General features: G+C 62.3%; 23 protein-coding genes. 13 read left to right on the top strand and 10 right to left on the bottom strand.

Translation table 11 applies throughout. From position 1 onward, the window contains the following. A complete protein-coding gene (locus DIC66_RS18780; protein WP_117179715.1) occupies positions 1-1,968 on the bottom strand; it encodes an ATP-binding cassette domain-containing protein in 1,968 nt (655 codons plus the stop codon). A gap of 105 nt (positions 1,969-2,073) precedes the next feature. On the opposite strand from DIC66_RS18780, the gene DIC66_RS18775 reads away from it, so the two are divergent. Next, entirely contained in the window at positions 2,074-2,454 is a 381-nt protein-coding gene (locus tag DIC66_RS18775) for a hypothetical protein (RefSeq protein ID WP_199534799.1), read from the top strand. Here the strand turns inward: DIC66_RS18775 and DIC66_RS18770 are convergent. Then, complete coding sequence (locus tag DIC66_RS18770; RefSeq protein WP_117179713.1) at positions 2,448-3,092, bottom strand: hypothetical protein; 645 nt, start codon at positions 3,090-3,092, stop codon at positions 2,448-2,450. The genes DIC66_RS18775 and DIC66_RS18770 overlap by 7 nt on opposite strands. Before the next feature lie 170 nt (positions 3,093-3,262). Continuing rightward, positions 3,263-4,642 carry an omega-aminotransferase AptA gene (aptA, locus tag DIC66_RS18765; RefSeq protein WP_117179712.1) on the bottom strand — a complete coding sequence of 460 codons (1,380 nt, stop codon included), beginning with the start codon at positions 4,640-4,642 and terminating at the stop codon, positions 3,263-3,265. Between the two features lie 112 nt (positions 4,643-4,754). On the opposite strand from aptA, the gene DIC66_RS18760 reads away from it, so the two are divergent. Beyond that, a complete protein-coding gene (locus tag DIC66_RS18760) occupies positions 4,755-5,702 on the top strand; it encodes a LysR family transcriptional regulator (protein ID WP_117179711.1) in 948 nt (315 codons plus the stop codon). A gap of 6 nt (positions 5,703-5,708) precedes the next feature. On the opposite strand, the gene DIC66_RS18755 is transcribed toward DIC66_RS18760, so the two are convergent. Further along, a complete protein-coding gene (locus DIC66_RS18755) occupies positions 5,709-7,010 on the bottom strand; it encodes a D-amino acid dehydrogenase (RefSeq protein WP_117179725.1) in 1,302 nt (433 codons plus the stop codon). A gap of 87 nt (positions 7,011-7,097) precedes the next feature. Between DIC66_RS18755 and DIC66_RS18750 the strand changes: the two genes are divergently transcribed. Continuing rightward, positions 7,098-8,051, top strand: coding sequence for a LysR family transcriptional regulator ArgP (locus DIC66_RS18750; RefSeq protein WP_117179710.1), 954 nt, complete (start codon positions 7,098-7,100; stop codon positions 8,049-8,051). Positions 8,052-8,073: 22 nt separating this feature from the next. Further along, the gene (locus DIC66_RS18745) at positions 8,074-8,697 is read left to right on the top strand and encodes a TetR/AcrR family transcriptional regulator (RefSeq protein WP_233505999.1); all 624 of its coding nucleotides are present in this window, start codon (positions 8,074-8,076) and stop codon (positions 8,695-8,697) included. A gap of 9 nt (positions 8,698-8,706) precedes the next feature. Here the strand turns inward: DIC66_RS18745 and DIC66_RS18740 are convergent, their stop codons facing one another. Both DIC66_RS18740 and DIC66_RS18735 read right to left on the bottom strand, forming a co-directional pair. Next, positions 8,707-9,498 carry a metallophosphoesterase gene (locus DIC66_RS18740; protein WP_117179709.1) on the bottom strand — a complete coding sequence of 264 codons (792 nt, stop codon included), beginning with the start codon at positions 9,496-9,498 and terminating at the stop codon, positions 8,707-8,709. Continuing rightward, a complete protein-coding gene (locus DIC66_RS18735) occupies positions 9,495-10,472 on the bottom strand; it encodes a LysR family transcriptional regulator (protein WP_117179708.1) in 978 nt (325 codons plus the stop codon). Before DIC66_RS18735 ends, DIC66_RS18740 begins: the two co-directional genes overlap by 4 nt. A gap of 75 nt (positions 10,473-10,547) precedes the next feature. Here DIC66_RS18735 and DIC66_RS18730 point away from each other — a divergent pair, with 75 nt between their 5' ends. Beyond that, positions 10,548-11,009 carry a hypothetical protein gene (locus tag DIC66_RS18730; RefSeq protein WP_147321353.1) on the top strand — a complete coding sequence of 154 codons (462 nt, stop codon included), beginning with the start codon at positions 10,548-10,550 and terminating at the stop codon, positions 11,007-11,009. 89 nt (positions 11,010-11,098) lie between these two features. On the opposite strand, the gene DIC66_RS18725 is transcribed toward DIC66_RS18730, so the two are convergent. After that, positions 11,099-12,982, bottom strand: coding sequence for a phosphoenolpyruvate carboxykinase (GTP) (locus tag DIC66_RS18725; protein WP_117179706.1), 1,884 nt, complete (start codon positions 12,980-12,982; stop codon positions 11,099-11,101). A gap of 700 nt (positions 12,983-13,682) precedes the next feature. Between DIC66_RS18725 and DIC66_RS18720 the strand changes: the two genes are divergently transcribed. Continuing rightward, a complete protein-coding gene (locus tag DIC66_RS18720) occupies positions 13,683-13,973 on the top strand; it encodes a hypothetical protein (protein WP_117179705.1) in 291 nt (96 codons plus the stop codon). Between the two features lie 56 nt (positions 13,974-14,029). Here the strand turns inward: DIC66_RS18720 and recQ are convergent, their stop codons facing one another. From recQ to DIC66_RS18705, 3 genes are all read right to left on the bottom strand, one after another. Next, entirely contained in the window at positions 14,030-15,913 is a 1,884-nt protein-coding gene (recQ, locus tag DIC66_RS18715) for a DNA helicase RecQ (RefSeq protein WP_420820508.1), read from the bottom strand. A gap of 66 nt (positions 15,914-15,979) precedes the next feature. After that, complete coding sequence (locus tag DIC66_RS18710) at positions 15,980-16,576, bottom strand: Crp/Fnr family transcriptional regulator (protein WP_117179703.1); 597 nt, start codon at positions 16,574-16,576, stop codon at positions 15,980-15,982. 109 nt (positions 16,577-16,685) lie between these two features. Next, positions 16,686-18,233, bottom strand: a complete 1,548-nt coding sequence (locus tag DIC66_RS18705; RefSeq protein WP_117179702.1) for a YifB family Mg chelatase-like AAA ATPase — start codon at positions 18,231-18,233, stop codon at positions 16,686-16,688. Positions 18,234-18,482: 249 nt separating this feature from the next. Here DIC66_RS18705 and DIC66_RS18700 point away from each other — a divergent pair, with 249 nt between their 5' ends. The 7 genes from DIC66_RS18700 (at position 18,483) to DIC66_RS18670 (ending at position 25,872) form a co-directional block, all read left to right on the top strand. Next, positions 18,483-18,821 carry a P-II family nitrogen regulator gene (locus tag DIC66_RS18700; RefSeq protein WP_117179701.1) on the top strand — a complete coding sequence of 113 codons (339 nt, stop codon included), beginning with the start codon at positions 18,483-18,485 and terminating at the stop codon, positions 18,819-18,821. A 32-nt stretch (positions 18,822-18,853) separates the two neighbouring features. Next, positions 18,854-20,392, top strand: a complete 1,539-nt coding sequence (locus DIC66_RS18695) for an ammonium transporter (protein WP_117179700.1) — start codon at positions 18,854-18,856, stop codon at positions 20,390-20,392. A gap of 116 nt (positions 20,393-20,508) precedes the next feature. Then, complete coding sequence (locus DIC66_RS18690) at positions 20,509-21,372, top strand: aldose 1-epimerase (RefSeq protein ID WP_158558948.1); 864 nt, start codon at positions 20,509-20,511, stop codon at positions 21,370-21,372. Next, complete coding sequence (locus DIC66_RS18685; protein ID WP_117179698.1) at positions 21,369-22,304, top strand: SMP-30/gluconolactonase/LRE family protein; 936 nt, start codon at positions 21,369-21,371, stop codon at positions 22,302-22,304. The genes DIC66_RS18690 and DIC66_RS18685 overlap by 4 nt, the downstream gene beginning before the upstream one ends. Positions 22,305-22,371: 67 nt before the next feature. Next, a complete protein-coding gene (gene glcE, locus DIC66_RS18680) occupies positions 22,372-23,550 on the top strand; it encodes a glycolate oxidase subunit GlcE (RefSeq protein WP_338052517.1) in 1,179 nt (392 codons plus the stop codon). Then, complete coding sequence (gene glcF / locus DIC66_RS18675) at positions 23,528-24,769, top strand: glycolate oxidase subunit GlcF (RefSeq protein ID WP_117179696.1); 1,242 nt, start codon at positions 23,528-23,530, stop codon at positions 24,767-24,769. The genes glcE and glcF overlap by 23 nt, the downstream gene beginning before the upstream one ends. Before the next feature lie 206 nt (positions 24,770-24,975). Beyond that, a complete protein-coding gene (locus DIC66_RS18670) occupies positions 24,976-25,872 on the top strand; it encodes a thioredoxin domain-containing protein (protein WP_147321352.1) in 897 nt (298 codons plus the stop codon). Positions 25,873-25,877 lie beyond the last annotated feature (5 nt).

The raw sequence follows: 25,877 nt of genomic DNA, 5'->3' as shown, positions 1-25,877 counted from the left end.
TCAGGCGCCCAGGCTTTCCCAGCGCTCCAACGCGCCCATCAACTCTTCATCGATAGCCGCACTGCGGCTGGTCAGCGCTAGTGCCCGTGCGTTGTCCTTGGCAAACAGGCTGCCATCGGCCAGCGCTTCGGTAATGCTTTTTTGTTCGGCTTCCAGCGCGGCAATGGTCTCGGGCAGGGATTCCAGCTCACGCTGCTCCTTGAAGCTGAGCTTGCGTGCCTTGACCACTGGTGCGGCAGAAGCGGGCGTCGGTGTTGCCAGCGGTGTGGCTGTTGCCGCAGCCGCAGGTTTGGCGGCCTGGTCGCGCCCGTAGTTGAACGGTGATGCGCCCTTTTGCCCTTTGGCCTGTGCGATCTCGCTGGCACGCTTGCTTTGCAGCAGCCAGTCGGTCACGCCGCCTTCATATTCACGCCAGTGCGCATCGCCCTCATAGGCAATGGTGCTGGTGACCACGTTGTCCAGGAAAGTGCGGTCATGGCTGACAAGGAACACCGTGCCGTCGTAGTTCTGCAGCAGGTCTTCCAGCAGCTCCAGGGTGTCGATGTCCAGGTCGTTGGTGGGCTCATCAAGCACCAGCACATTGGCGGGGCGGGCAAACAGGCGTGCCAGTAACAAGCGGTTGCGCTCGCCGCCGCTGAGCGATTTCACGGGTGAATTTGCGCGGGCGGGCGAGAACAAAAAGTCGCCCAGGTAGCTCTTGACGTGCTGGCGGCGGTTGCCGATCTCTATCCACTCGGAGCCCGGGCTGATGAAGTCTTCCAGCGTGGCTTCCATGTCCAGCGCGTTGCGCATCTGGTCGAAGTAGGCCACCTCGATATTGGCGCCCTGGCGCACCGTGCCCCAAGGGCTGTGGCCGGGTTCGGGCGCGGGGGAGTTGGCAGGTGCCGGGTCGGCCTTGAGCTCGCCCAGAATGAGCTTGAGCAGCGTGGTCTTGCCCGCGCCGTTGGGCCCCAACAGGCCGATCTTGTCGCCGCGCAGAATGGTGGCGGAGAAGTCGTGCACGATCTTGCGGTCACCAAAGGTCTTGCTCACATGGGTCAGCTCGGCCACCAGCTTGCCGCTGGCCGCACCGCTGGAGATGTCCATGTTCACACTGCCCACCACCTCGCGCCGGGCTTCGCGCTGTGAGCGCAGGTTGTCCAGGCGCACGATGCGCGCGGTAGCGCGGGTGCGGCGGGCTTCCACGCCCTTGCGGATCCATACCTCTTCCTGTGCCAGCAGCTTGTCGGCGCGGGCGTTGATGACGGCTTCCTGTGCCAACTGCTCTTCTTTTTGTAGCAGATAAGCGGCAAAGTTGCCGGGGTAGCTGAGCAGCTTGCCGCGGTCCAGCTCGACGATACGGGTGGCCACGTTGTCCAGAAAGGAGCGGTCGTGGGTGATGGTGATGATGGAGCCCTTGAAGTCCACCAGCAGGCCTTCCAGCCATTCGATGGAATCCAGGTCCAGGTGGTTGGTAGGCTCGTCGAGCAGTAGCACATCGGGCTGTGCTACCAAAGCCTGGGCCAATGCCACGCGCTTCTTGGTACCGCCGGAGAGCGTGCTGACCACGGCCTCGGGGTTCAGGTGCAGGCGGTGCAGGGTTTCATTGACCCGCTGCTCCCAGTTCCATCCGTCCAGCGACTCGATCTCGCCCTGCATGGCATCCAGGTCGCCGTGGCCCTGGCAGTATTCCTCGATCAGGTCGATGACGCGGGCCAGGCCAGCGCGCACGGCTTCGAACACGGTGGCATCGGCATCGAGTTGCGGCTCTTGCGCCACATAGGAGATGCGGATGCCGCTTTGCACCTGCAGCGTGCCGTCGTCGGGTTTGTCCATGCCGCCCAGAATCTTGAGCATGCTGGATTTGCCTGCGCCGTTGCGCCCGATCAGGCCCACGCGCTCCGCGGTTTCGAGTGAGAAGTCAGCGTGGTCGAGCAGGGGAACGTGCCCAAAAGCCAGCTGGGCGTCAAGAAGGGTAATCAATGCCATAGGCAGCGATTATCCCTTGCCCGGGTTTCGGGCCTGTCATGGTGCACGTTCATAATCCCCACAACCCGGGCGTTTGTTCCCGGGGCTGAATTCAGGAGTACTGGTATGGCGATTACCGCGCGACGCGTTATGGGTTCTTTTGTGGGTTTTCTGGTGATGGCCGCAGTGCTTTTCACGCTCTACACGCTGGCTGCGTTGAACTGGAGCTACTCGGCCGGTGAGCGTGCGGGCTTCATGCAAAAGCTCTCGCACAAGGGCTTCGTTTGCAAGACCTGGGAAGGCGAACTGCAACTGGTGGCGCTACCTGGCAGCATGCCCGAGAAGTTTCTTTTCTCGGTTCGCGATGAGGCGGTTGCCCAGCGCATCAATGCCACCATGGGCAAGCGCGTGGCGCTCACCTACCAGCAGCATATTGGCATTCCCACCAGCTGTTTTGGTGAGACCGAGTACTTTGTGACCGAGGTGAAGGAGCTTCCAAGTCAGTAGCGGTAAAGCAGGCCCAGTGAGGCGCTGGGCAGTACCGAGAGGCTGCTCAGCGAGTCACGGATCTTCTGGTTCTGCGCGTCCACGTCGGATTGCAGAACTTTGCCATTGGCGACCAGGCTGGTCGAGGTGTCGGCGGTAAAGCTGCCAACCATGACACCCAAATCGGCGTAAAAGCCCAGCCCCTTGGCATCGCTTTTCTGGTGGCCATAGCCAACGCCCAGATAGGCCGTGGTGTCAGGAAACTTCACCTTCACGTTATAGGTTTCGCCGCTCATGTTGACGGTTTGGCCGTTGATGGTGGACGTGCCGCTTCCCACACCATTGAAGTCAGCCTTGATGTCATTGAAGGTCAGGCCACCCACCAGACGGAAGGCTCCGCCCATGGGGAACCAGTCGGCAAAGGCACCCATGCGACTGGCCTTGAAGGTGCCGGTGACATTCACGCCGTCCTGGTTGCCGTCCTTGTTGACCGACAGGCCACCGGCGTATTCACCGCGCAGGCCAACGCTGCTGGTCAGGGGGTAGGCATAGCCCAAGGTAAGCAAGCCAGGAAGGCCTACGCCGACATAGCTGTCCTGTGCGTGCAGGCCCGTGCTGATTGCGGCCAGTGCGGCCAGAAGGGCGAGTTGCTTTTTCATGGTCTGCTTTCCGATGTCTTGTTGCGCGACGCAGGCTCACACCTGCAATGCTGCAAATAGTGTCATACGGGTTAGACCTTATTCTGTGGAATAAAGTGTAAAAAAGCGTCCGTCTTTTGCTTTATGGGCCGCTGCTGGCGCGCTGCCCATCAAGCAACGCGCAAGACCTGTCAGTCCGTGGCGTTGATGGCTTCTCCCAGCGCGTTGATCAGGCTGTCAATCTCTGCCTTCTCGGTAATGAAGGGCGGTGCCAGCTGGATGGTGTCGCCGCCGTAGCGCACATAAAAGCCTTTTTCCAGGCACTTCTCGGCAATCTGGAAGGGGCGCTTGGCGGGCTCACCGGGCACGGCGGCAATGGTGAAGCCGGCGGCCAGGCCGCAGTTGCGGATGTCGGTCACGTGCTTGGCACCTTTGAGGCTGTGCACCGCGTTCTCAAAGTAGGGGGCCAGGGCGGCCGCGCGTTCCACCATGTTTTCCTTGACCAGCACATCCAGTGCGGCAATGCCGGCAGCGCAGGCCACCGGATGGGCCGAGTAGGTGTAGCCGTGGGCAAATTCCAGCATGTAGTCGGGGCCACCGGCGGCCATGAAGGTGTCGTAAATTTCCTTGCCCGCCACCACCACGCCCAGGGGCTGGGCGCCATTGGTGATCTGCTTGGCGGCGTTCAGGATGTCGGGCGTCACGCCAAAGGCAGCCGCACCGGTGTAGGCGCCCATGCGGCCAAAGCCGGTGATGACCTCATCAAAAATCAGCAGGATGTTGTTGGCCGTGCAGATCTCGCGCAGGCGCTTGAGGTAGCCCACGGGTGGCACCACCACGCCGCCGGAACCGGACATGGGTTCCACGATGACGGCGGCAATGTTGCTGGCGTCGTGCAGGGTGATCAGGCGCAGCAATTCGTCGGCCAACTCGGCGCCGTTCGGGGGCAGGCCGCGTGAGAACGCGTTGCTGGCAAGCTGGGTGTGGGGCAGGTGGTCGGCTTCAATGCCCTGGCCAAACATCTTGCGGTTGGCGCCAATGCCACCCACCGAGATGCCGCCGAAGTTCACGCCGTGGTAGCCCTTTTCGCGGCCAATCAGGCGCGTCTTGGTGCCCATGCCCTTGGCGCGCCAGTAGGCGCGGGCCATTTTCAGCGAGGTGTCGGCCGACTCCGAACCAGAGCCGGTGAAGAATACATGGTCCAGGCCCTTGGGCATGAGTTCGGTGATCTTGTTTGCCAGTGCGAACGACAGCGGGTGGCCGTACTGGAAGGCGGGCGAGTAGTCCATGGTAGCTGCCTGGCGGCCAATGGCTTCGGCAATTTCGGGACGGCAGTGGCCCAGGCCACAGGTCCACAGGCCGGACAGGCCGTCAAAAATCTTGCGGCCGTTCGCGTCGGTGTAGTACGCGCCCTTGGCACTGACCATCATGTGCGGATTGGCCTTGAAGTTACGGTTGCCGGTGTAGGGCATCCAATGCGCTTCCAGAAAACCCGGGCCTGCGGGATAGGGGCTGGTGCTGATGACGGGGGCTGAATTGCCGGTGGACTGGTTGTTGTCGTTGAGGTTCATGGCGCGCTCCTGGAGGGTGGCGGTTGGCTGGTGTGGCTGGGGCGAAACCGTGATTCTGCGCCGCCGTCATACTTCTATATAGTGAGAGTTATCACTATTCAGTTAGCAATTTATGAAACCAAAGAGCCGCGCCGCCTTGGGGTCCATCAGCGACATGGATTTGCGCCTGCTGCGGGTGTTTCGCACCGTGGTGGATTGCGGTGGTATGGCGGCGGCCGAGCTGGAACTCAATATCGGCACTTCCACAGTGAGCCGCCACATCAAGGACCTGGAGACCCGCTTGGGCCTGACCCTGTGCCGGCGCGGCCGGGCCGGTTTTGCGCTGACGCCTGAGGGTGAGCAGATCTATGCCCAGTCGGCGCATCTGCTGTCGGCCACCGAGGCTTTTCGCAGCGGCGTAGATGAGATTCACCAGCGCATGGGCGGGCAACTGCAGGTGGCAGTGTTCGACAAAACTGCCAGCAACCCGGCGTGCCGGATCGCCCGGGCCATCGCGCTGTTTACCGAGCAGGCGCCCGGTGTCAGCCTGAACCTGCATGTGGCCACGCTCAACGGCATTGAGCGCGGCGTGCTGGACGGGCAGTTCCAGATCGGCGTCATCCCCGGCCACCGCAGCTCTGACTTGCTGGAGTACACGCGGTTGTTTGACGAGTCCATGCGGTTGTACTGCGGAACGGGCCACGCCCTGTTTGCGGGTGATGTGTCCCAACTGGACTGGGATGGCCTGCGCAGCCACGCATTTGCGGGTTTGGGCTACCACTCACCGAATATGGAGATCAGCCAGGCCCAGCGCCTGGCGCGCAGTGCCACTGGCTTCGACCAGGAGTCGATTGCCACGCTGATACTGTCGGGCAAGTTTCTGGGTTTCTTACCCATTCACTATGCGCAAAGCTTTGTGTCAGCCGGGCAGATGCGTGCGGTCAGGCCGGAACTCTTTCACTATGCCTGTGACTTCTTTGGCATCGTGCGCAGGTCGCCGCAGCCCGCGCGGGCCACACGGGCCTTTCAGGCCTGCCTGGACCAAGCGCATGCCGACACGGCCACGCACGCCTCAGGCTGAATACTTTTAGTAGCCGTAAAAACCGAAGGACATATCCGGCTTGCTGCCGCTCAGCAATTCTGCGATTGCCTTGCCCGAGCCCGCGCCATGGGTCCAACCCAGGGTGCCGTGGCCGGCGTTCACCCACAGCTTGTTGACCCGGCTTTTGCCGATGTAGGGAATGTTGGTGGGTGTGGCAGGGCGCAGGCCCGTCCAGAATTGCGGGTTGCCGCCTTCGGTTTCCAGGCGGGTGTCGCAGACGCCGGGGAAAACGGTTTCCACCCTGCGCGCCAGCATGTGGCAGCGTGCGCGCGACAGGGCGCTGTCCAGGCCGGTGTCATAGCCGCCCACTTCGATGGTGCCGGCAATGCGCAGGGTGTCGCCCAAGCGGCTCATGGCGCACTTCACCGAGTCGTCAATAAAGCTGACCTGGGGCGCCAACTCGGGCTTGAGAATCTTGAAGGTGGCGCTGTAACCCTTGCCCGGGTAGATCGGCAGGTTCACGCCCACGGTGCGCAGCAGTGGAGCCGTGTATGAACCCATGGACAGCACGAAGTGGTCGCTGCGCAGGGCCGAGACCTTGCCGCTTGCACGATCGCGCACACTGACCGAGTCCAGGGAGCGGCCTTGGGCGTTGAGCGCCAGCACATCGTGGTCCCACAGAAATTGAACGCCGCGCTCGGCGCAGCGCCGGGCCAGTTGTTGGGTGAATTCACGCGCATCGCCGCTTTCGTCGCTGGCGGTGAATGTGCCACCCACGATATGGTCGCGGTACTGCTGGAAGGCGGGCTCGATCAGGAGCAACTCGTCGCGGCTGACCACGCGGCGCTTGACGCCGTATTTGCCCATCAGGGCGGCGGCCCCGGCGGCTGAGTCAAAGGACTTCTGGTCCAGGTAAAAGTGGGCGATTCCTTTTTCCAGGCGGTTGTATTCAATGCCAGTGGCGGCCACCACGTCCTTGAGCGCCTGGTGGCTGTAGGAGCCCAGGGCCACGAGCTGCTGCACGTTGCGCTCGAAGGCGGTGTCATTGCAGTTGGCCAGAAACTCCAGGCCCCATCGGTACTGGTGCCAGCCTTGGCCCAGTGGCATTTGCGGCCGGAACAACAGGGGGGCTTCCTTGCTGAACATCCATTTCAGGGCTTTCCAGGGCGCGTCCTTGTTGGCCCAGGGCTCGCAATAGCTCACCGAGATCTGTGCCGCGTTGGCAAAACTGGCTTCCAGTGCGGCGTCGGCCTGCCGGTCCACCACGGTGACCTCGTGCCCGCGTTCCACCAGGTGCCACGCGGTGCTGATGCCAATGATGCCCGCGCCCAAAACAGTAATTTTCATGCGGGCAGTGTCGCCCAATTGCCGCAAATCAAGAAAGCAAAACCTGAGAGAAAAGCAAAACCATTAGCCGCGTTAATAATAGAGGCTATGCGTACCTTTGATGCCGATGCCCTGGAATGTCTGGCTGCCATCGTGGAGGAGGGCGGCTTTGAGCGCGCCGCCGTTCGCCTGTCTGTGACCCAGTCGGCGGTGTCGCAGCGCCTGCGCTCGCTGGAAGCCCAGGTGGGAACCGTCCTTCTGGTGCGCAGTCGCCCGATCCGCCCCACTACCGCCGGGCGCTTGCTGATCAAGCACGCGGTGCAACTGCGCCTGCTGCGCTCGGACCTGGAAAACGACCTGCAGGATCTCACGCCCGGCGCCAGTGCCCAGCGCGAGGAAGACCGCATCTCGATTGCCATCAACGCCGACAGCATTGCCACCTGGGCTCTGCCCGCGCTCAGTCCGCTGGTGGCGGCCGGATTGCCTCTGGAAATCATCACTGACGACCAGGACTTCACCCACGACTGGTTGCGCGAGGGCCAGGTGCTGGGTTGTGTCACCACCCTCAGGCTGGCGCTGCGTGGCTGCAAGGTGCTGCCACTGGGGGACATGCACTACGTGGCAGTGGCGTCCAAAGCCTTTGCCGCTGCGCAGTGTCCCAAGGGGCTGACGTCCCACAACTTCCGTCAGATCCCGTTCGTTGCCTTCAACCGCAAGGACGATTTGCAGAGCGATTTTGTGGGTCGCGCGCTGGGGCTGCGCCGCGTGTCCTTGAGCCAGCGCTTTGTGCCCAGTTCCGAAGGGCAGGTGCACGCGGTGCAGGCCGGATGGGGTGCCAGCGTACTGCCGCAGTTGCTGGTGCAAAGCCAGATTGACAGCGGGGAACTCGTCAACCTGGCGCCACAGACCAGCCTGCCGGTGAGCCTGTACTGGCATTGCTGGAACCTGGATTCCGACGTGATCGACCGCCTGACCCAAGCCTTGGCCGAGGGCGCGACACAAGCCTTGCGCCAGACCCAAAAACCCGACAGTCACAAAATAACCCCACGCTCCAGAAAATGACGTCAACGGCTAAACTGCAGCCATGAACTCCAGTACCGTCGTCAAAGTTTCCTTCAAAGAGCAGATGCTGCAGGCACGCGAGGAAGCCATCATCCGTGTCGTCAACCTGCTCCTGGCCGAGAAAGGCTTTGAGGCCATGACGGTGGACGAGGTGGCCGCCGCCGTGGGGATTGCCAAGGCCAGTCTGTACAAGCACTTTCCCAGCAAGGAAGACCTGGCCGCTGCCGCCATGGTCAGCGTGATGCGACGGGCCCAGGACTTTATTGCCACCCTGCCGGCCGACGCCGCCCCGCTGGACAATCTGCGCGCCGTGGTTCGCTGGACCATGCAGGTCAAGCTGGCCGGTGAAATGCCGTCCCTGCCCAGCCAGAACTCCAAACTGCGCTCCGTGTTGATGGGTAACCGCGACTACATGGATGGCCTGATGGAGGTCAGCGATGTGCTGGGCGGCTGGATTGAGGCGGCCCAAGCCCAGGGCACCCTCAATGCACGCATCCCGGCCATTGCCATTTTGTACACCGTGTATGCGCGGGCCTGCGACCCGGTGCTGGAGTTCCTGAAAATGGGCGGTCAGCACAGCGACGCGCAAATCATTGAGTTGGTGATGGCCACCTGCTTTGACGGCTTGAATGCGCGCCCGGCCTGAGCTGGGGCATTAAAGCTCGATGCAGTGCGCCGCCCGGAAGCACAGTTGCTCGTTCTTGCGTGCATAGCCCAACGGGTTGGCTACCACCCGGCAACCGGCCGCCACATAGTCCGACGGCGCATGCAAATGCCCGTGCAGCCAGAGCTTGGCGTGGGGCAGCAGGGCATCCAGCGGATTGCAAAAACCCGCCGTTCCGGGCGTCATGCCATAGCGCGGGTCCGCACTGAGCAGGCTGGGTGCAAAGTGGGTGATGACCAAGGTCGTGCCGTCAAAGGCCTTCTCCAACTCCGGCTTGAGCCAGGCTTGACATAGCAGCGCCTGCTCCCTGAGCTGCTCCGCCAGAAAGGGCTCACCGCGCCGGGTGGTGCCGGTTTTCTTCAGGTAATAGTTGGCCGCACGGTAGGCCTTCTCGGGTGCACCCAGCGCCTCAAAGTCGGTCCACAGGGTTGTTCCCACCAGGCGCACGGCCTGGCCATCGCGGTCCGTCCATGGCGCAATCCAGGTTTCGCGTTCAAGCCAGATCAATCCCAAGCGTTCACAGGTTTCGCGCAAGCGCACGTGGGCCAGGTCAAAGTCAAAGGTGTCGTATTCATGGTTGCCCGGCACAAAGACCACGGGTGTAGGCCAACCTTCCAGGGGCGAGAACTGGCGCAGGCCAAAGTCTTGGTCTGCCATCTGATGCCCGTTTTGGTAGGAGCCAATGTCACCCGCCAGTACCAGCAGGTCCGCTCCGGGCGCTGGTGTTGCTTTCCAGTGCGGGTGGGTTTCCAGGTGCAGGTCGCTCAGGAGTTGAATTTTCATGCGGGGAAGGCTTTGTCTGCCAAGGCCAGCACCTTGGCACGCAGCCAGGCGTGGGCGCTGGATGCATCCTGTCGATGGTGCCACAGGGCATCCACCTGAACCGTGGGTACGTCAAATGGCAGTTCGCGCTGCACCAATTGGTCGGCAAAACCCGTCACATTGATGAAGTGGCGAGGAAGCACAGTGAGAAGGTCTGAATTGGCGACCACTTTACCGGCTGTAAAGAACTGGTTCACTGTCAGCACCACCCGGCGCGTGCGGCCCTTCAGGGCCAGGGCTTCATCCACGAAACCGAAGGCGCGCCCGGAGAAGCTGACAAGCATGTGGCGGGCATTGCAGAAGCGGTGCAAGGTCAGAGGCCCTTTGGCAAACGGGTGTCCTTGGCGCATGACGCAGACGTATTCTCCCTGGAACAGACGGTGGTGCATGAAGGAAACGGTCTCACCAAGCTGGGCCCGTGCGGTCAGATCGGCCAATGCGGCTGGAAAGTGGCCAATAGCCAGGTCTGCCTGGCCATCGTCCAGCAATTTGCGCGGGTCGCGCGTGGTGAGCGGCAGCACCCGCAGGCTCACACCGGGGGCCTCGTCACCGAGCACCGCTACCAGGCCGGGCATCAGTTCGGCCGCTGTCGCATCCGCCATGGCAAGAACAAACGCCGTATCTGCCGTGGCCGGGTCAAACAGGCTGGGTGCCAGGGACGCCTGCAGGCTGCGCAGCGCTTCCTGAACGCTGGGCCACAACACCAGTGCCCGGGCGCTGGGCTGCAGTGCGCGGCCCTTGCGCACCAGCAACTCGTCCCCCAAGGATTCGCGCAGGCGGCGCAGCGCATTGCTGACGGCAGGTTGGGTCAGGGACAGATGCTTGGCTGCCTTGGTCAGGCTGCGCTCCGTCATGACCACATCAAACACCTTGAGCAGGTTGAGGTCGAAGGTGCGCAGATTGAAGCCTGGTGCCGCGCTGTTTGATGGTTTCATGTATTCATTATATGAATAGGTAAGATCACTAATGGAAAGTAGACCGTCATTAGTGAAAACCCTATGATCCAGCTTATGTCTACTTACAACACGTCCTCTGTGAACCTCTCCCGCGAATTTGCCATGGCCCGCTTTGCCGAGCCTGAGTTGGCCAGCGCTCCCCGTGCCTGCACCAATAGCAGCCCCCTGCTGATTGGTAGCACCGGCGCCTCGCTGGATGGATCACGCACACTGGCCGGCATGCTGCTGGCAGCCGCCATGGCGGCCTTGCTGGTGGTGGCCGATCAGGTCATAGACACCTGGACCGATGGCCATTTGCTGGCCGGTTGGGTGGCGCTGTGGACCGTAGTCTTCGCGGTCTTGGCCCTTTTGACCTCGTCTATGCGCCAGTTGGCCGCTTATGTCTCTGGCGGTTTCGTCCGCAGTCTCGTATCTGCGCGTCAGGCCCGGGACGAAGCGCGTATGTGGGAAATGGCCAGCCATGATCCCCGCGTGATGGATGAAATCCGCGCGGCTATCGCGCGCCAGGCGGACTGAACCTCCTGCTTCAAGCCAACAAAAAGGCCACCGCATGCGGTGGCCTTTTTGTTGGTGCGCCCAGTCCGGACGCACCGTATGTCTTCGAATCAGACTGCCAGGCGCTTTTCCAGTTGGGTTTTGGTTTCTTCGAGTTCCTTGGGCAGGTGGTAGGCGAGCTGGGTGAACAGCTCGGTGTGCAGGGCGATTTCCTGTTTCCAGTCTTCCTTGTTCAGGCTGGTGACTGATTCGAACTGCGCCTGTGTGAAGTCCAGGCCTTTCCAGGTGATTTCGGAATAAGCAGGCGCCACGCCGAAGCCGGTTTCCACGCCCGGGGCTGTGCCTTCCAGGCGGTCAATCATCCACTTGAGTACGCGCATGTTTTCGCCATAGCCGGGCCAGACGAACTTGCCATCCTCGCCCTTGCGGAACCAGTTGGTCGTAAAGATCTTGGGCAACTTGGCACCCGACTGGGCCAGTGTGTCTCCCATGGTCAGCCAGTGCTGGAAGTAGTCACTCATGTTGTAGCCGGTGAAGGGCAACATGGCAAAGGGGTCACGGCGCACAACGCCCATTTGGCCCACAGCGGCGGCGGTGGTCTCGGAGCCCATGGTGGCTGCCATGTAAACACCTTCCACCCAGTTGCGGGCTTCGGTCACCAGTGGCACGGTGGTGGAGCGACGACCACCGAAGATGAAGGCGTCAATGGCCACTCCGTTGGCGTCATCCCAGGCTGAATCCAGCGCAGGGTTGTTGGTGGCGGTCACGGTAAAGCGTGCATTGGGATGTGCGGCCTTGGCGCCGGTTTCCTTGGCGATGGCCGGGGTCCAATCCTTGCCCTGCCAGTCGATCAGGTGCGTGGGCAGCGAGCCGGTGTCTTTCTCCATGCCTTCCCACCACACATCGCCGTCGTCAGTCAGCGCAACGTTAGTGAAGATAACGTTCTTGTCCAGGCTGGCCATGCAGTTGGGGTTGGTGTGGAAGTTGGTGCCCGGGGCCACGCCAAAGTAGCCGGCTTCCGGGTTGATGGCGTAGAGCTTTCCGTCGGTGTGCGGCTTGATCCAGGCGATGTCGTCACCAATGGTGGTGACCTTCCAGCCGTCAAAGCCTTCGGGCGGCACCAGCATGGAGAAGTTGGTTTTGCCACAGGCGCTGGGGAAGGCGGCGGCGACGTGGTACTTTTTACCCTGGGGGTTGGTGACGCCCAGAATCAGCATGTGCTCGGCCAGCCAGCCTTGGTCTCTTCCCATGTTGGAGGCGATGCGCAAGGCAAAGCACTTTTTGCCCAAGAGGGCATTGCCGCCGTAGCCTGAGCCGTGGGACCAGATTTCGCGGGTCTCGGGGTAATGCACGATGTACTTGGTGGGGCTGCAGGGCCACTTCACGTCTGTCGCCCCGGCTTCCAGTGGGGCGCCTACGGTATGCACGCAGGGCACAAATGCGCCATCCACACCCAGCACGTCGTATACGGCTTTGCCCATGCGGGTCATGATGCGCTGGTTCACTGCCACATAGGCGCTGTCACTCAGCTCAATGCCGATATGGGCGATGTGCGAACCCAGCGGGCCCATTGAGAAGGGCACCACATACATGGTGCGGCCACGCATGCAGCCGTCAAACAAGGCCTTTTGGCCGTCCTTGCCTGTCTGCAACAGGGCGCGCATCTCGGAGGGCTCCATCCAGTTGTTGGTGGGGCCGGCGTTTTCCTTTTTGGCGCTGCAGATGAAGGTGCGGTCTTCCACCCGGGCCACATCGCTGGGGTCGGAGCATGCCAGGAAGCTGTTGGGGCGTTTGGCTGCGTTGAGACGCTTGAAGGTGCCGGCGTCAACCAGTTGCTGGCACAGGCGTTGGTACTCTTCTTCGGAGCCGTCACACCAGTAGATGGACTGGGGTTTGCACAATGCCGCCATTTCAGCGACCCAGGCGATGAGTCGCGCATTTTTGACGTAGCTGGGTGCGTCTACGGTCAGTCCCTGCATTACCGGTGAATTCATGAAAGAGCTCCTGAGTTTGAAAATCGTCTTTTCAAAGAAGACCCGGGATATCTTTGAGAAGGCGACTCCAAAACGCGTACCAAAAGCAGCGCGTATTTGGGATGGTCGCCAATTCTATGAACCGGTACCCAAGTTACCAATAGATTACATAGAAAAGTTATGCAAAACATGCATCACTTTATGTGTGGAATGAAGTTGCCATGGGTTGGCTTGGTTATGGCTTTGCCATGCGGCGGCTCAAGCGTGACCACAAGCCGCGCGCAGGGAAAACAAAACAGGGAGGGGTATAGGTAGCAGTTGCTTGTCAAAAAAACACAGCTGCAAGTCCTGCCAGGAACCAGCAGGCTATTTGCAGCGGCAAAGGCCGCTGCAAACTGGCATCAGGCCATGGATACCGCGATAAAGGCCAACAAGAAAATCAGAACTGCGCCAGCGATGGGCAACACGAACGGGATCATTGGTACGACGGCTTCCACTGCATCGTGTGGTTGCGCTTCGGTATGGGGAGCGGACATGAAAAGCCTTTGCGAAATGAGATGGCGGGATTCTAGCTTTTATGGAGATCGCCCGCCCAGAGCGCTTGTGGCTAACAAGTACTTACACCCTTGTGTCAACCGTTCGCCTGGCTGGCGCGTCAATATTTGCAGGGGGATGCTGAAACATGCGACATGCATCCGTGTTCAAAGTCATCACTTTTAATATGCACAGAAATACGATCCAGGTCCCTGAAAAGGGCACCTACAAATGGCAGTTGTTCAACTATTGGTCTGACGAATTCCGCCAGACCCACAATGACCACTCGGCCTATATCGCACTGAATTTCGCGGGCGCCCTGGATGCCTGCCGCAGCAAGTTGCAGGTTCTCATCCAGCACCACCGCCAACAAGCCAGCAAGACTGTTGCCTGCGAGCGCCATCACCGCGCCATCGCCCGCCTGCAGAACACCATGACCGGTGCCGCCATGTCCTTTGAAAGCGGCTTCCACCAGTAACCTGGGGTCCGTATGGCGCGGGGCTGATCTGGCAGCAGGTCAGCCCCGCCGCGTTTTCAGCCCAGGTTGACGACGCGCAAAACTTCCTCGGCATAGGCTTCGAGCTTCTTGGCCCCAATTCCGCTGATGCCTTGCAGATCGGCAAGCGAGTGCGGTGCACGCTGGGCGATGGCGGCCAAGGTGGCGTCATGGAAAATCACATAAGCGGGCAAATTGTGGGCGCGTGCCACTTCCGCACGCCAGGCCTTCAAGGCGGAGTAACGCAGCAAGGCATCGCTGTCCAGTGTGATGGGGGCTTTGACGACGGCTCCCAGGCGGGCACTGCGTTTGGGCTTGCGCCCGGCGTCCGCCGCCGACTCGCGCAACTGCACCTGCACCTCGCCCCGTAGTACGGCGCGCGACTGTTCTGTCAGCTGCAGCGTGTTGAAGGCTTGTGCATCCACCCGCACTGCACCCATGGCAATCAACTGGCGCAGTACGCCGCGCAGTTGCAGCTCGCTAAAAGCAGCGCCCAGGCCAAAGGTGCTCAAGGCGGCGTGCCCATGCTGTGTTACCTTTTCCGTGGTCTTGCCGCGCACGATGTCCATCAGATGCCCCGCCCCAAAGCCCATGCCGCTTTGTTGCTGGATGCGGTAAATGGTGCTGAGCAGCTTGCGGGCTGCGTCGGTCCCATCCCAAATGGCAGGCGGATGCAGGCAGTTGTCGCAGTTGCCGCAGGGCGCGCTGTCTTCACCAAAGTAGGCCAGAAGCCGCACACGGCGGCAGTCGGTGGCTTCGGCAAGACCCAGCAGGGCATCGAGCTTGCCGCGCATGATCTGTTTGAACTCTTCGCCAGCCGGGCTTTCGTCGATCATGCGGCGCTGGTTCACCACGTCCTGCAGCCCATAACCCATCCATGCCTGCGCGGGCAGGCCGTCGCGCCCGGCACGCCCGGTTTCCTGGTAATAGCCTTCAATGTTCTTGGGCATGTCCAGATGCGCCACAAAGCGAACGTCAGGCTTGTCGATTCCCATGCCAAAGGCAATGGTGGCCACCATCACAATGCCGTCTTCGCGCAAAAAGCGGTCCTGGTGCTTTTGCCGCACTTTGTTGTCCAGCCCGGCGTGATAGGGCAGGGCGTTGATGCCTGCATCCACCAGGGTCTGGGCCATGTCCTCCACCTTGCGGCGCGACTGGCAATAGACGATGCCGGCATCACCTTCGTGCTCGCGCTCAATGAAGCGCAGCAGTTGCAGCGTGCTGTCACGTTTTTCTTCAATCGTGTAGCGGATGTTGGGGCGGTCAAAGCTGCTGACAAAGGCGCGTGCGTCTTCCAGCTGCAGCCGCTCCAGAATGTCATCGCGCGTGAGGGCATCAGCGGTGGCGGTAAGTGCCATGCGCGGAACACCAGGAAAGCGCTCGTGCAGCACCGAGAGTGCCCGGTATTCGGGGCGGAAATCGTGGCCCCATTGGCTTACGCAATGCGCTTCGTCAATCGCAAACATGCTGAGCTGTCCGCGTGCAAACAACGACTCCAGTTGAGCCAGGAAGCGGGGTGTGGTCAGCCGCTCGGGTGCGGCGTAGAGCATGGTGATCTCTCCCCGCAACATGCGCTGCTCCACCTGGTAGGCCTCATCGCCACTCAAAGTCGAGTTAAGGAATGCGGCGGCAACTCCCGCCTCGTGCAGGGCTCCCACCTGGTCGTGCATGAGCGCAATCAGCGGGGAGACAACAACGGTCACGCCATGGCCAGCCTGCTGGCGTGCAATGGCCGGAATCTGGTAACACAGGCTCTTGCCGCCCCCTGTGGGCATAAGGACCAGGGCATCGTGGCCCGCCACCATGTGGTCGACGATGGCCTGTTGGGGCCCGCGAAACTGGTCGTAGCCGAAGACTTCACTAAGAATTTGCAGGGGAGACAAGGGAGGTATTCTGAAAAGGGGGCGCGACTGGGGACAAATGGGTGCAAGCCTTGAGCGGCTGCGCGACCCACCAACAGGCCCATTGTCCCGCTATTGCAAGTTGGGCTATTCCCTGGGGCGCACGGAACTCGTGGCCGAACTTGGCGTGCTGGTACTGGCCAGTTCTTCCCGCATGGCGGTGGCCAGGCGTGCATACAGTTTGAGTTGCCGGTTGGTGTCACGCAGGCGCTCGGCAATATTGGCCGACACGCCCAACAACAGCCGGGCGGCCACCACCGGGTCGCGCTTGATCATGGCTTCAATGGCTTCACGCGTCAGGATGGCGCACCACACGTCGGTACCGGCGGTGCAGGACGCCGAGCGGGGTTCCTTGTCCACCAGGCCTATTTCACCAATGAGGCTGCCCGGCCCCAGGACCCGGATGGTGACGGGTTCGGTCCGGCTCACGGTGACACGCTCCACAACCACATCGCCATCGATCAGCAGCGCCATGAAGCCGCTGTCACCTGCATCGCCCTCGCGGATAAAGCGGGTGTTGGCTGGAAAAAAACGCGGGGTCATGTAGCGCACCACAACCAGGGCCTCCTCCATGGTGAGGCCCGTCAAGGCCTCTGGTGCGGACAGCAGCCTGGCTGCCAGATCGGAGCCGGAAATGCCGTGGGCAACAGGGATCTGGTCAATGTGTTGAAGCTTTGAATTCATATGCAGGTGCAGTATGCGTGTTGCCACGCTGGATGTTCATCGTAGCGCAGGGTGAAACACTATGTGCGAAATAATCAGCTTTCAATACCTGGCTGCCGCAATCGGTGCCTCATCCGTCAAGTGGGCTGGCGTGCCGGTACTGCAGCGCCTCGGCGGCGTGGATCATTTCAATGGCGGCACTGTCGTCCAGGTCGGCAATGGTGCGGGCTACTTTGAGTGTACGGTGCAGACCGCGCGCGGACCAGCCCAGGCGCAGGGCCGCCGTGCGCAGAAACTGGGCGGTGGCCGCATCCAGCTTCGCATGCAGGTCAATCTCCTGTCCGGCCAAGGTCTGGTTGGTCTTGCCTTGGCGCCGCATGGCCCTTTCCCGCGCAGCCACACAGCGGGCCCGCATCAGGGCGCTGGACTCCCCCGCCGGGGCCATCAGCAAGTCATCGGTGGACAAGGCAGGCACTTCAATATGCAGATCGATTCGGTCCATCAGGGGGCCGCTCAAGCGCCCCTGGTAGCGGCTGATCTGGTCCGGCGTGCAGCGGCAGCGGTGGGCCGCACTGCCCAGGTAGCCGCAGGGGCAGGGGTTCATGGCGCCAATGAGCTGAAATCGGGCCGGAAACTCCGCCCGCCGGGCGGCTCGTGCAATGGTGATGTTGCCCGTCTCCAGAGGCTCGCGCAGCGCCTCCAGCGCGCTGCGGTTGAATTCGGGAAACTCGTCAAGAAACAGCACGCCGTGGTGCGCCAGTGAAATTTCACCGGGTCGTGGTGGCGAGCCCCCGCCCACCAGGGCCACGGCACTGGCCGAGTGGTGGGGCGAACAGGTTGGCCGCTGGCCCCAGCGCTCCGGGCTGAAGCGTCCACTCAGGGAAATGATGGCTGCACTCTGCAGCGCTTCTTCTGCGCTCATGTCTGGCAGCAGCCCCGCGAACCGCTGCGCCAGCATGGACTTGCCCGAACCTGGCGGCCCGACCAACAGCAGGCTGTGTCCCCCCGCTGCTGCAATCTCCAGCGCGCGTTTGGCGCCGGTCTGCCCCTTGACATCGGCCATGTCGGCTATGGCGGCGCGTGCCCTTGGTGCAGCGGGTTCCAGGCGGCACCAGGCTTCGGCGTCGGCTGCATCCTGGGGTTCTGCCAAGGTGATGCCACTGGCCAGGAACTGACGCACCACATCCAGCAAATGCCGCGCGCGGTAAACCGTAATGCCGGGCACCAGCGCTGCTTCCTCGGCGCTGCCGGGGGGCAATACCAGGCGCACGGGCGGTGCCGCATCGATCAACGTCAGTGCCATCGCCAAGGCGCCGCGCACCGGTCGCAGTTCGCCCGACAATGACAGCTCGCCCGCAAATTCGTGGCCCAGCAGTTTCTGCGCATCGAGTTGCCCACTGGCGGCCAATATGCCCAAGGCGATTGGCAAGTCCAGCCGACCAGAGTCTTTGGGCAGGTCTGCTGGCGCCAGGTTGACCGTGATGCGCTTGTTGGTTGGAAACTCCAGCCCCGAGTTCTGGATGGCGCAGCGCACGCGTTCGCGGGCTTCCTTCACCTCCACGTCGGCCAGGCCCACCAAGGTGAAGCTGGGCAGGCCATTGGCCAAATGCACTTCTACGATCACCTTGGTCGCTTCCAGACCCAACAGGGCACGACTTTGCACCAAAGACAGGCTCATATGCAGAATTCCCAAAAGAGTGCGCATGCTTCGAGTGCGCTTTACGCCATTGCACCAACAGTGTGCTTGCTGTTTTTTCATACAGCTCTAGCAACGCATGACGCATGATTTGGTGCACACGATCACACAAAGACTTGCGAGGACAGGTTGGCACGGACTCTGCTTAGAGAGACTATCTCCTGATTTTTGGAGAAACCGGCTGTTTATGCCCGGTGTCTGCAACCCCTGTTACCTAGCTGAGGTGAATACATGAAACTCGTAACGGCCATCATTAAACCGTTCAAGCTCGATGAGGTGCGAGAAGCCTTGTCGGGCATTGGTGTGCAAGGCATTACCGTTACCGAAGTCAAAGGCTTCGGTCGCCAAAAAGGCCACACAGAACTCTATCGCGGTGCCGAATACGTGGTGGATTTTCTGCCCAAGGTCAAGATCGAGGCGGCCATTGATGACGCGCTGGTGGAGCAAGTCATTGAAGCCATCGAAGGCGCTGCACGCACCGGAAAAATCGGTGACGGCAAGATCTTCGTTTACGACGTGGAACAAGTCGTGCGCATCCGCACTGGCGAGACAGGCAAAGAAGCGCTCTAAGCCCTTCTGACCCACACATAAAGGAAAGAACCATGAAAAAACTGCTTGTCTCCCTCGCCTTGGGGCTCAGCCTGTTGACTGCCGCCACGTTTGCGCCAGCACAGACCGCCGCCCCGGCAGCTGTCGCATCTGAGGCCGCGGCTGCTGCCCCTGCCGCCGCCGCACCCGAAGCGGCTCCCGCTGCTGCTGCAGCGCCGGCCGCTGATGCCTCCGCACCTGCCGCCGCTCCGGCGCCCGTGCCCAACAAGGGCGACACCGCCTGGATGATGGTCTCCACCCTGCTGGTGATCCTGATGACGGTTCCCGGACTGGCCCTGTTCTACGGCGGCCTGGTGCGTAGCAAGAACATGCTGTCCGTGCTGATGCAGGTGCTGGTGACGTTCTCGCTGATCGTCGTGCTCTGGTTCATATACGGCTACAGCCTGGCATTCACCGAAGGCAATGCCTATGTGGGTGGAATGGATCGCCTCTTCATGAAGGGCATCTGGGACAACGCCGCCGGCACTTTTGCCAACGCCGCGACCTTCAGCAAGGGTGTCTACATTCCTGAAATCGTGTTTGCCGCCTTCCAGGCCACGTTTGCCGGTATCACCTGCTGCCTGATCGTCGGCTCCTTTGCCGAGCGCATCAAGTTCTCCGCCGCCCTGGCCTTCATGGTCCTGTGGTTCACCTTCTCCTACGCTCCTATTGCCCACATGGTGTGGTTCTGGATGGGACCTGATGCCTACTCCGCCAAGGATGTGGTTGATGCCATGAACGCCAAGGCCGGCATGGTCTGGCAAACCGGTGCGCTGGACTTCGCCGGCGGTACCGTGGTGCACATCAACGCTGCCGTGGCCGGCCTGATCGGTGCTTACTTCATCGGCAAACGCGTCGGATACGGCAAGGAAGCCATGGCGCCTCACAGCCTGACACTCACCATGGTCGGCGCATCGCTCTTGTGGGTGGGCTGGTTCGGCTTCAACGCCGGCCCCGCTCTGGAAGCCAACGGCTTTGCAGCCCTGGCCTTCATCAACACCTTCGGTGCCACCGCTGCTGCCGTGCTGACCTGGTGTATCGGTGAAGCCATGCACAAGGGCAAGGCCTCCATGCTGGGCGCTGCTTCCGGTGCTGTGGCTGGCCTGGTGGCCATCACCCCGGCCTGCGGCAACGTCGGCATCGGCGGCGCGCTGATCATCGGTCTGCTGTCCGGCTTTGCCGGCCTGTGGGGCGTGACCGGTCTGAAGAAGCTGCTCGGCGCTGATGACTCGCTCGACGTGTTCGGCGTGCACGGCGTCTGCGGCATCCTGGGTGCCATCCTGACTGGCGTGTTCAACTCGCCAGCCCTGGGCGGACCTGGTTATGTAGCCGACTGGGTTACAGCCACCATGGTGACGTCTGCCGACTACTCCATCAGCGCCCAGGTCTGGATCCAGACCAAGGCCGTGCTGACCACAGTGGTCTGGTCTGGTGTGGTGTCCTTCGTTGCCTACTTCATTGTTGACAAGACCATCGGTCTGCGCGTCAGCGAAGAAGACGAGCGCGAAGGCCTGGACATCACCTCCCACGGCGAGTCTGCCTACGGCCGCTAAGCCCCAGGCTCCCGCCCCCGCCAGCTGACTCTGGCGACACAGCCCGGCGCAACTTTGGTAACCCCGAAGTTGCGCCGGGCTTCTTTTATGGGGGCTTGGCAATGCACAATTCCGCCATGACCTCCCTCCTGCTTGAAAACGGCGCCTTGCGCTGCGAACTCCGTCCCGACCTGGGCGGCTGCATTGCGGGGCTGTGGCGCGGACAGCAACCGGTGCTGCAGTCAACGCCCGCAGCCGAACTCGCGTCGGTGCGTGTGTCCGGCAGTTACCCATTGCTGCCCTTTTCCAACCGCATCGGCTATCGCAAGCTGCATTGGGCAGGCCAGGACTACGTGCTGCCGCAGAACTTCGCGCCTGAGCCCCACACCATCCACGGCGTGGCGTGGGAGCGCGCCTGGCGGGTCGAAGAAGCCAGCGCCAGCCATGCGGTGCTGGCCTACCAGCACCAGGCCGATGCATCCTGGCCCTTTGCCTTTGAGGGCCGCCAGACCATCCGCCTTGGCCATAACGCCCTGGAGATGCGCCTGTCCATCACCAACCGCGCAGCCGAGGCCGCCCCGGCGGGCCTGGGCTGGCATCCCTACTTTGCCAAGTCGGCACAAACCCGCATCCAGTTCGCTGCCACCGGCCGCTGGGACATGGGTGCCGACAAGCTCCCCACCCAGCGCCAACCCAGCCCCGGACTGGACACCGACTGCACCCGCCTGGACGTGGACCATTGCTTTGACGGCTGGAGCGGCGCCCTGCAACTCACCGAAGGCGGGCTGCGCCTGCAGGTCAGCTCCGACCTCGACTGCCTGGTGGTGTTCACCACACCCGGGCGCGACAGCATTGCCATCGAGCCGGTCAGCCACGTCAACAACGCATTGGCCCTGGCGCAGCAGGCCGGGCAGAGCCCGCAGTCGCTGGGCCTGCGCGTGCTGCAAGCCGGGGAGACCTTTTCAGCCACCATGCGCATCCAGATGGAGAAAGTGGCATGAGCACCCTCCCATACACACCCACAGACTGGCAGGTGCTGGGCACCAACCATTACGAACTGGGTGAATCTCCCTTCTGGCAGCCTGTTGAGCAGATGCTGTACTGGGTGGACATCCCCGGCAAAAAAATCCTGCGCGCCCACCCATCCCATGGCCAGGTCGAGTCTTGGGACATGCCCAGTGAGCCCGGTTGCATCGCCCCGGCCACCCAAGGCGGGCTGGTGATTGCGTTGCGCCAGGGAATATTCCGTGCACCTGTCTGGGGTGGGGCACTGCAACCGATCGCCACGCTGCCCTACGACACCTCAACCGTGCGTGCCAACGACGGCAAGTGCGATACCCTGGGCCGCTTCTGGGTGGGCACCATTGACGAGCCCAAGGCCCGCCACGCCGCCGAACTGTTCTCCATTGACGCACGCACGGGCAGTGCGCAAGTGCAACGCCAGGCCGGTGATGCGCTCACTGCCAACGGCCTGGCCTGGAGCCCGGATACCCGTACCCTGTACTGGGCCGATACCCCGGCCCACGTGGTGCACGCCTGGGACTATGAGCTGCAAGCCAACACCCTGAGCAGGCACCGCCTGCACCTGCAGTTCCCGCCCAAACCTGCAGGATGGACCTTTGAAGACCGCAGCTACCAAGGCCGCCCCGATGGTGCTGCGGTGGATGCGCTGGGCAACTACTGGGTCGCCATGTTCGAGGGCCGGCGCGTCTGCCAGTTCGCGCCCGACGGCCGCTTGCTGCAGCAGCTCGAAACCCCGGCCCAATGCCCCACCATGCCTTGCTTTGGCGGCGCAGACCTCAAAACCCTGTACATCACAAGCGCCCGCCATGGGCGCAGCCCGGCTGAACTGGCGTGTTTTCCCGACTCTGGCGCCGTGTTCTTTACCCGTGTGCAGACCCCGGGATTACCCGTGAACTACTTTGCAGACTAATTTTTTGAACCCCCGGCGTTCAAATAATTCACGACCCAGGCTGTAGGCACCCCGTACCATCGGCGCCATGGCAAACATGGATCACGCACTGCAAACCGCAATCGACCAGGTGCAGTCGGCCCGGGCCGACGGCCAGGCCCTGTGCCTGCGCGGCGGTGGAAGCAAGGATTTTTTGGGCCGCTCCCACGGAGCGCTGCTGGACACGCGTACCCTGTGCGGCATCCTCAGCTACGAGCCCACCGAACTGGTGGTCACCGTTGGCTGCGGCACACCGCTGGCTGAACTCGAAGCCGTGTTGGCCGAGCAAGGCCAGTGCCTGCCCTTTGAGCCGCCGCACTTGCGCTGGTCCCTGCCCAGCACCGAGCAGGCGTCGACAGCCACCGTGGGCGGCATGCTGGCTGCGGGCCTGGCAGGGCCAGCGCGCGCCAGCGTGGGCGGCGTGCGCGACTATGTGCTGGGCCTCAAGCTGGTCAACGGCCTGGGCCAGCACCTCAGTTTTGGCGGTCAGGTCATGAAAAACGTGGCCGGCTATGACGTGTCGCGCCTGATGGTGGGCGCCCGGGGCACGCTGGGTTTGCTCACCGAGGTCTCGCTCAAGGTGCTGCCGCGCGCGCCGGCCGAAGCCACGCTGTGCTTTGTGCTGGAGCAGGCCCAGGCCCTGGAGCACCTGCACCGCTGGGGCGGCCAGCCCCTGCCGCTCAATGCCAGTTGCTGGGTGCTGGATGATTCGGTGGCTGGTGTTGACGCCAAGCCCTGCTTGTTTGTGCGCCTGCGCGGCGCCGTGGCTGCCGTGGAGGCCGCCTGCCAGAAGATGCTGGCAGAAGTGCCGGGCCAGCGCCTGGACCCGGCGCAAGCCAGCGCCGACTGGGAGCTCTGCCGCAACCAGCAATTGCCCTTCTTCACCCGCCCTCCCGCGCCGGACGCGCAGCTCTGGCGACTGAGCCTGCCGCAAACCGCACCGGTTGTGCGCCTGCCCTCAGCGCCCTTTGTCGAGTGGCATGGCGGCTTGCGCTGGCTCTGGGCTTTGCCGGGTGCGGCGCAAGAAGTGCAGACCGCCGCACGGGAGGCCGGCGGAAGTGCCGCCATCTTTGTGCCGGGCACAGAACCCGTGGCCGCTCAGGCACATGCCTTGACGCCCGCCGACGCGGCCCTGGCACGGGTCAGCCAGCGCCTCAAGGCCAGTTTTGACCCAAAGGGCCTCTTCAACCCCGGACTCTCACCCGATGCAAACCAATCTCGCGCCTGAATACCAGGGCACGCCAGACGGGCTGGCCGCCGAGGCCATTCTGCGCAAATGCGTGCACTGCGGCTTTTGCACGGCCACCTGCCCCACCTACCAGCTGCTGGGCGACGAGCTCGACGGACCGCGCGGCCGCATCTATCTGATGAAGCAGGTGCTGGAGGGGCAGACCCCCACACGCGCCACGCAGCTGCACCTGGACCGCTGCCTGACCTGCCGCAACTGCGAAACCACCTGCCCCAGCGGCGTGGACTATGGCCACTTGGTGGACATTGGCCGCAAGCTGGTGGATGCCAAGGTGCCCCGCCCCGCGGCCGAAAAGGCGGTGCGCTGGGCCCTGAAGGAAGGCCTGCCCTCGCCCCTGTTTGCCCCGGCCATGCAAATCGGCCAGCTGCTGCGCCCCCTGCTGCCCGCCAGCCTGCAAAACAAGGTGCCGGCCAAACAGAACGCGGGCCAATGGCCCACCCGCAGCCATGCACGCAAGGTGCTGTTGCTGGCCGGTTGTGCCCAGCCCAGCATGGCCCCCAACATCGATACCGCCACCGCCCGCGTGCTCGATGCTGCGGGCATCCAGAGCGTGGTGGCGCCCAAGTCGGGCTGCTGCGGCGCCGTCAAATTCCATCTGAACGACCAGGACGGCGGCCGCGCCCAAATGCGCGCCAACATTGACGCCTGGTGGCCGCTGATAGCGCCCGGCTCCGGCAGCGGCGTGGAAGCCCTGGTCATGAATGCTTCGGGCTGCGGCGTCACGGTCAAGGAGTACGGACATATCCTGCGGGACGACACGGCCTATGCAGCCAAGGCCGCCCGTTTAAGCGAGCTCACGCGCGACCTGAGCGAACTGCTGCCCGAGCTCGTGCCCGCACTCAAGGACAAGCTCCGGGATGGCCCCAAGCCCGGCCTGGTGTTTCACCCGCCATGCACATTGCAGCACGGTCAGAAGCTGCGCGGTGGAGTGGAGCAGCACATGGCCGAGCTGGGCTTTGCGGTGCGCCTGGCCGGCAACGAGGCGCATCTGTGCTGCGGCTCGGCAGGAACCTACTCGGTGCTGAACCCGGAACTGTCTTACCAGCTGCGTGACCGCAAGCTGCAGAACCTGCAGCCGGCGGAAAAAGAGACCATCATCAGCGCCAACATTGGCTGCATTACCCACCTGCAAAGCGGCACGGCCAACCCGGTGCGCCACTGGGTGGAAGTGCTGGATGCGGCGCTGGCCAAGGCCTAGGGCATCAGGGATCGGCGTTTGCAGGCCTGTCGTTCAGGCGCCAGCAGAAAATAAACGCCTGGACATGTAGCTTGAATCACACATATGCGTGTGGTGTGTGTTCTCTTAAGAACTTTGTAACAGCTTTTTCGTATCGTCGCACTTGGCATTTGCTATCCTGAGGAGTCAGGGAGTGGATGCATGGCAATTTTTGCCCGGAACAGACGATGAATACAGCTGCAGATAAAACAACGCCGGTCAGCCAAGCCGAACAAAAATCATCCCTTGAGATGCTGACGGCTGACACGCTTGTTTATCTGGTGTTGGCCCTTCTGATCTGGGGTACCTGGCGCATCAGCTTGCTGGGCCTCTTCGAGCCGGGGGACGACACGGGCTACTGGATAGGCGTTGCCGGCTCCGTGATGATGCTGGTGGTGCTGGCCTACCCGCTGCGCAAACATATCCGGTTTGCGTATGGATGGGGCAACATCCGCGGCTGGTTCTGGATGCACATTGTGCTGGGCATTCTGGGTCCGCTGGCCATCCTGCTGCATTCCAACTTCCAGACCAACTCCCTGAACGCGGCCGTGGCGCTCTACAGCATGCTGCTGGTGGCGGGAAGCGGGGTTGCCGGACGATTTATTTTCCAGCGCGTGAACCGCGGCTTGCACGGGGAGCAGAGCAGTCTGCAGGACCTCCTGAGCCGGGCTGGCCTGGACCGGGAAGATGCCAGGTCGCGCCTGGCCTTTGCGCCTGCCGTCGAACAGCGCCTCAAGGACTTTGAGCAAAGGGAACTCGCACCCCACGCGGGCCTGTTGCATCTGGTCCGTGCGGTGGTGTGGCTTCCGCTGCTGCAACTCAGCACCTACCGCCAGTGCGTCAAGGAGCTGGAAACCTTGCTGGCCAGAATGGCGGTGAGCCAGAAGTGGACGCCGGAAGACCTCAGGCGCAGACGCAAGGGGGCCAGGAAAATGGTCGGAAGGTATCTGGAGTCTGTTGTGCGCGTGGCCCAGTTCTCGTCGTATTCCTTCCTGCTGTCACTCTGGCATGTGGCGCATATCCCGTTTGTGTACGTGCTGATCCTGACCGCACTGGTCCACGTCTACGCGGTTCACGTGTACTAGGCAGG

This window comes from Rhodoferax lacus, assembly GCF_003415675.1.
Lineage (GTDB): Bacteria > Pseudomonadota > Gammaproteobacteria > Burkholderiales > Burkholderiaceae_C > Allorhodoferax > Allorhodoferax lacus.
Note: the sequence above shows the minus strand (reverse complement) of the source record. Positions and strands in the feature narration are given on the sequence as shown.

Bases quoted from the DNA above. Each gene is read 5' to 3' on its own strand.
- DIC66_RS18780 (WP_117179715.1), bottom strand. From the start codon at position 1,968: ATGGCATTGATTACCCTTCTTGACGCCCAGCTGGCTTTTGGGCACGTT.
- DIC66_RS18775 (WP_199534799.1), top strand. From the start codon at position 2,074: ATGGCGATTACCGCGCGACGCGTTATGGGTTCTTTTGTGGGTTTTCTG.
- DIC66_RS18770 (WP_117179713.1), bottom strand. From the start codon at position 3,092: ATGAAAAAGCAACTCGCCCTTCTGGCCGCACTGGCCGCAATCAGCACG.
- aptA (WP_117179712.1), bottom strand. From the start codon at position 4,642: ATGAACCTCAACGACAACAACCAGTCCACCGGCAATTCAGCCCCCGTC.
- DIC66_RS18760 (WP_117179711.1), top strand. From the start codon at position 4,755: ATGAAACCAAAGAGCCGCGCCGCCTTGGGGTCCATCAGCGACATGGAT.
- DIC66_RS18755 (WP_117179725.1), bottom strand. From the start codon at position 7,010: ATGAAAATTACTGTTTTGGGCGCGGGCATCATTGGCATCAGCACCGCG.
- DIC66_RS18750 (WP_117179710.1), top strand. From the start codon at position 7,098: ATGCGTACCTTTGATGCCGATGCCCTGGAATGTCTGGCTGCCATCGTG.
- DIC66_RS18745 (WP_233505999.1), top strand. From the start codon at position 8,074: ATGAACTCCAGTACCGTCGTCAAAGTTTCCTTCAAAGAGCAGATGCTG.
- DIC66_RS18740 (WP_117179709.1), bottom strand. From the start codon at position 9,498: ATGAAAATTCAACTCCTGAGCGACCTGCACCTGGAAACCCACCCGCAC.
- DIC66_RS18735 (WP_117179708.1), bottom strand. From the start codon at position 10,472: ATGAAACCATCAAACAGCGCGGCACCAGGCTTCAATCTGCGCACCTTC.
- DIC66_RS18730 (WP_147321353.1), top strand. From the start codon at position 10,548: ATGTCTACTTACAACACGTCCTCTGTGAACCTCTCCCGCGAATTTGCC.
- DIC66_RS18725 (WP_117179706.1), bottom strand. From the start codon at position 12,982: ATGAATTCACCGGTAATGCAGGGACTGACCGTAGACGCACCCAGCTAC.
- DIC66_RS18720 (WP_117179705.1), top strand. From the start codon at position 13,683: ATGCACAGAAATACGATCCAGGTCCCTGAAAAGGGCACCTACAAATGG.
- DIC66_RS18710 (WP_117179703.1), bottom strand. From the start codon at position 16,576: ATGAATTCAAAGCTTCAACACATTGACCAGATCCCTGTTGCCCACGGC.
- DIC66_RS18705 (WP_117179702.1), bottom strand. From the start codon at position 18,233: ATGAGCCTGTCTTTGGTGCAAAGTCGTGCCCTGTTGGGTCTGGAAGCG.
- DIC66_RS18700 (WP_117179701.1), top strand. From the start codon at position 18,483: ATGAAACTCGTAACGGCCATCATTAAACCGTTCAAGCTCGATGAGGTG.
- DIC66_RS18695 (WP_117179700.1), top strand. From the start codon at position 18,854: ATGAAAAAACTGCTTGTCTCCCTCGCCTTGGGGCTCAGCCTGTTGACT.
- DIC66_RS18690 (WP_158558948.1), top strand. From the start codon at position 20,509: ATGACCTCCCTCCTGCTTGAAAACGGCGCCTTGCGCTGCGAACTCCGT.
- DIC66_RS18685 (WP_117179698.1), top strand. From the start codon at position 21,369: ATGAGCACCCTCCCATACACACCCACAGACTGGCAGGTGCTGGGCACC.
- glcE (WP_338052517.1), top strand. From the start codon at position 22,372: ATGGCAAACATGGATCACGCACTGCAAACCGCAATCGACCAGGTGCAG.
- glcF (WP_117179696.1), top strand. From the start codon at position 23,528: ATGCAAACCAATCTCGCGCCTGAATACCAGGGCACGCCAGACGGGCTG.
- DIC66_RS18670 (WP_147321352.1), top strand. From the start codon at position 24,976: ATGAATACAGCTGCAGATAAAACAACGCCGGTCAGCCAAGCCGAACAA.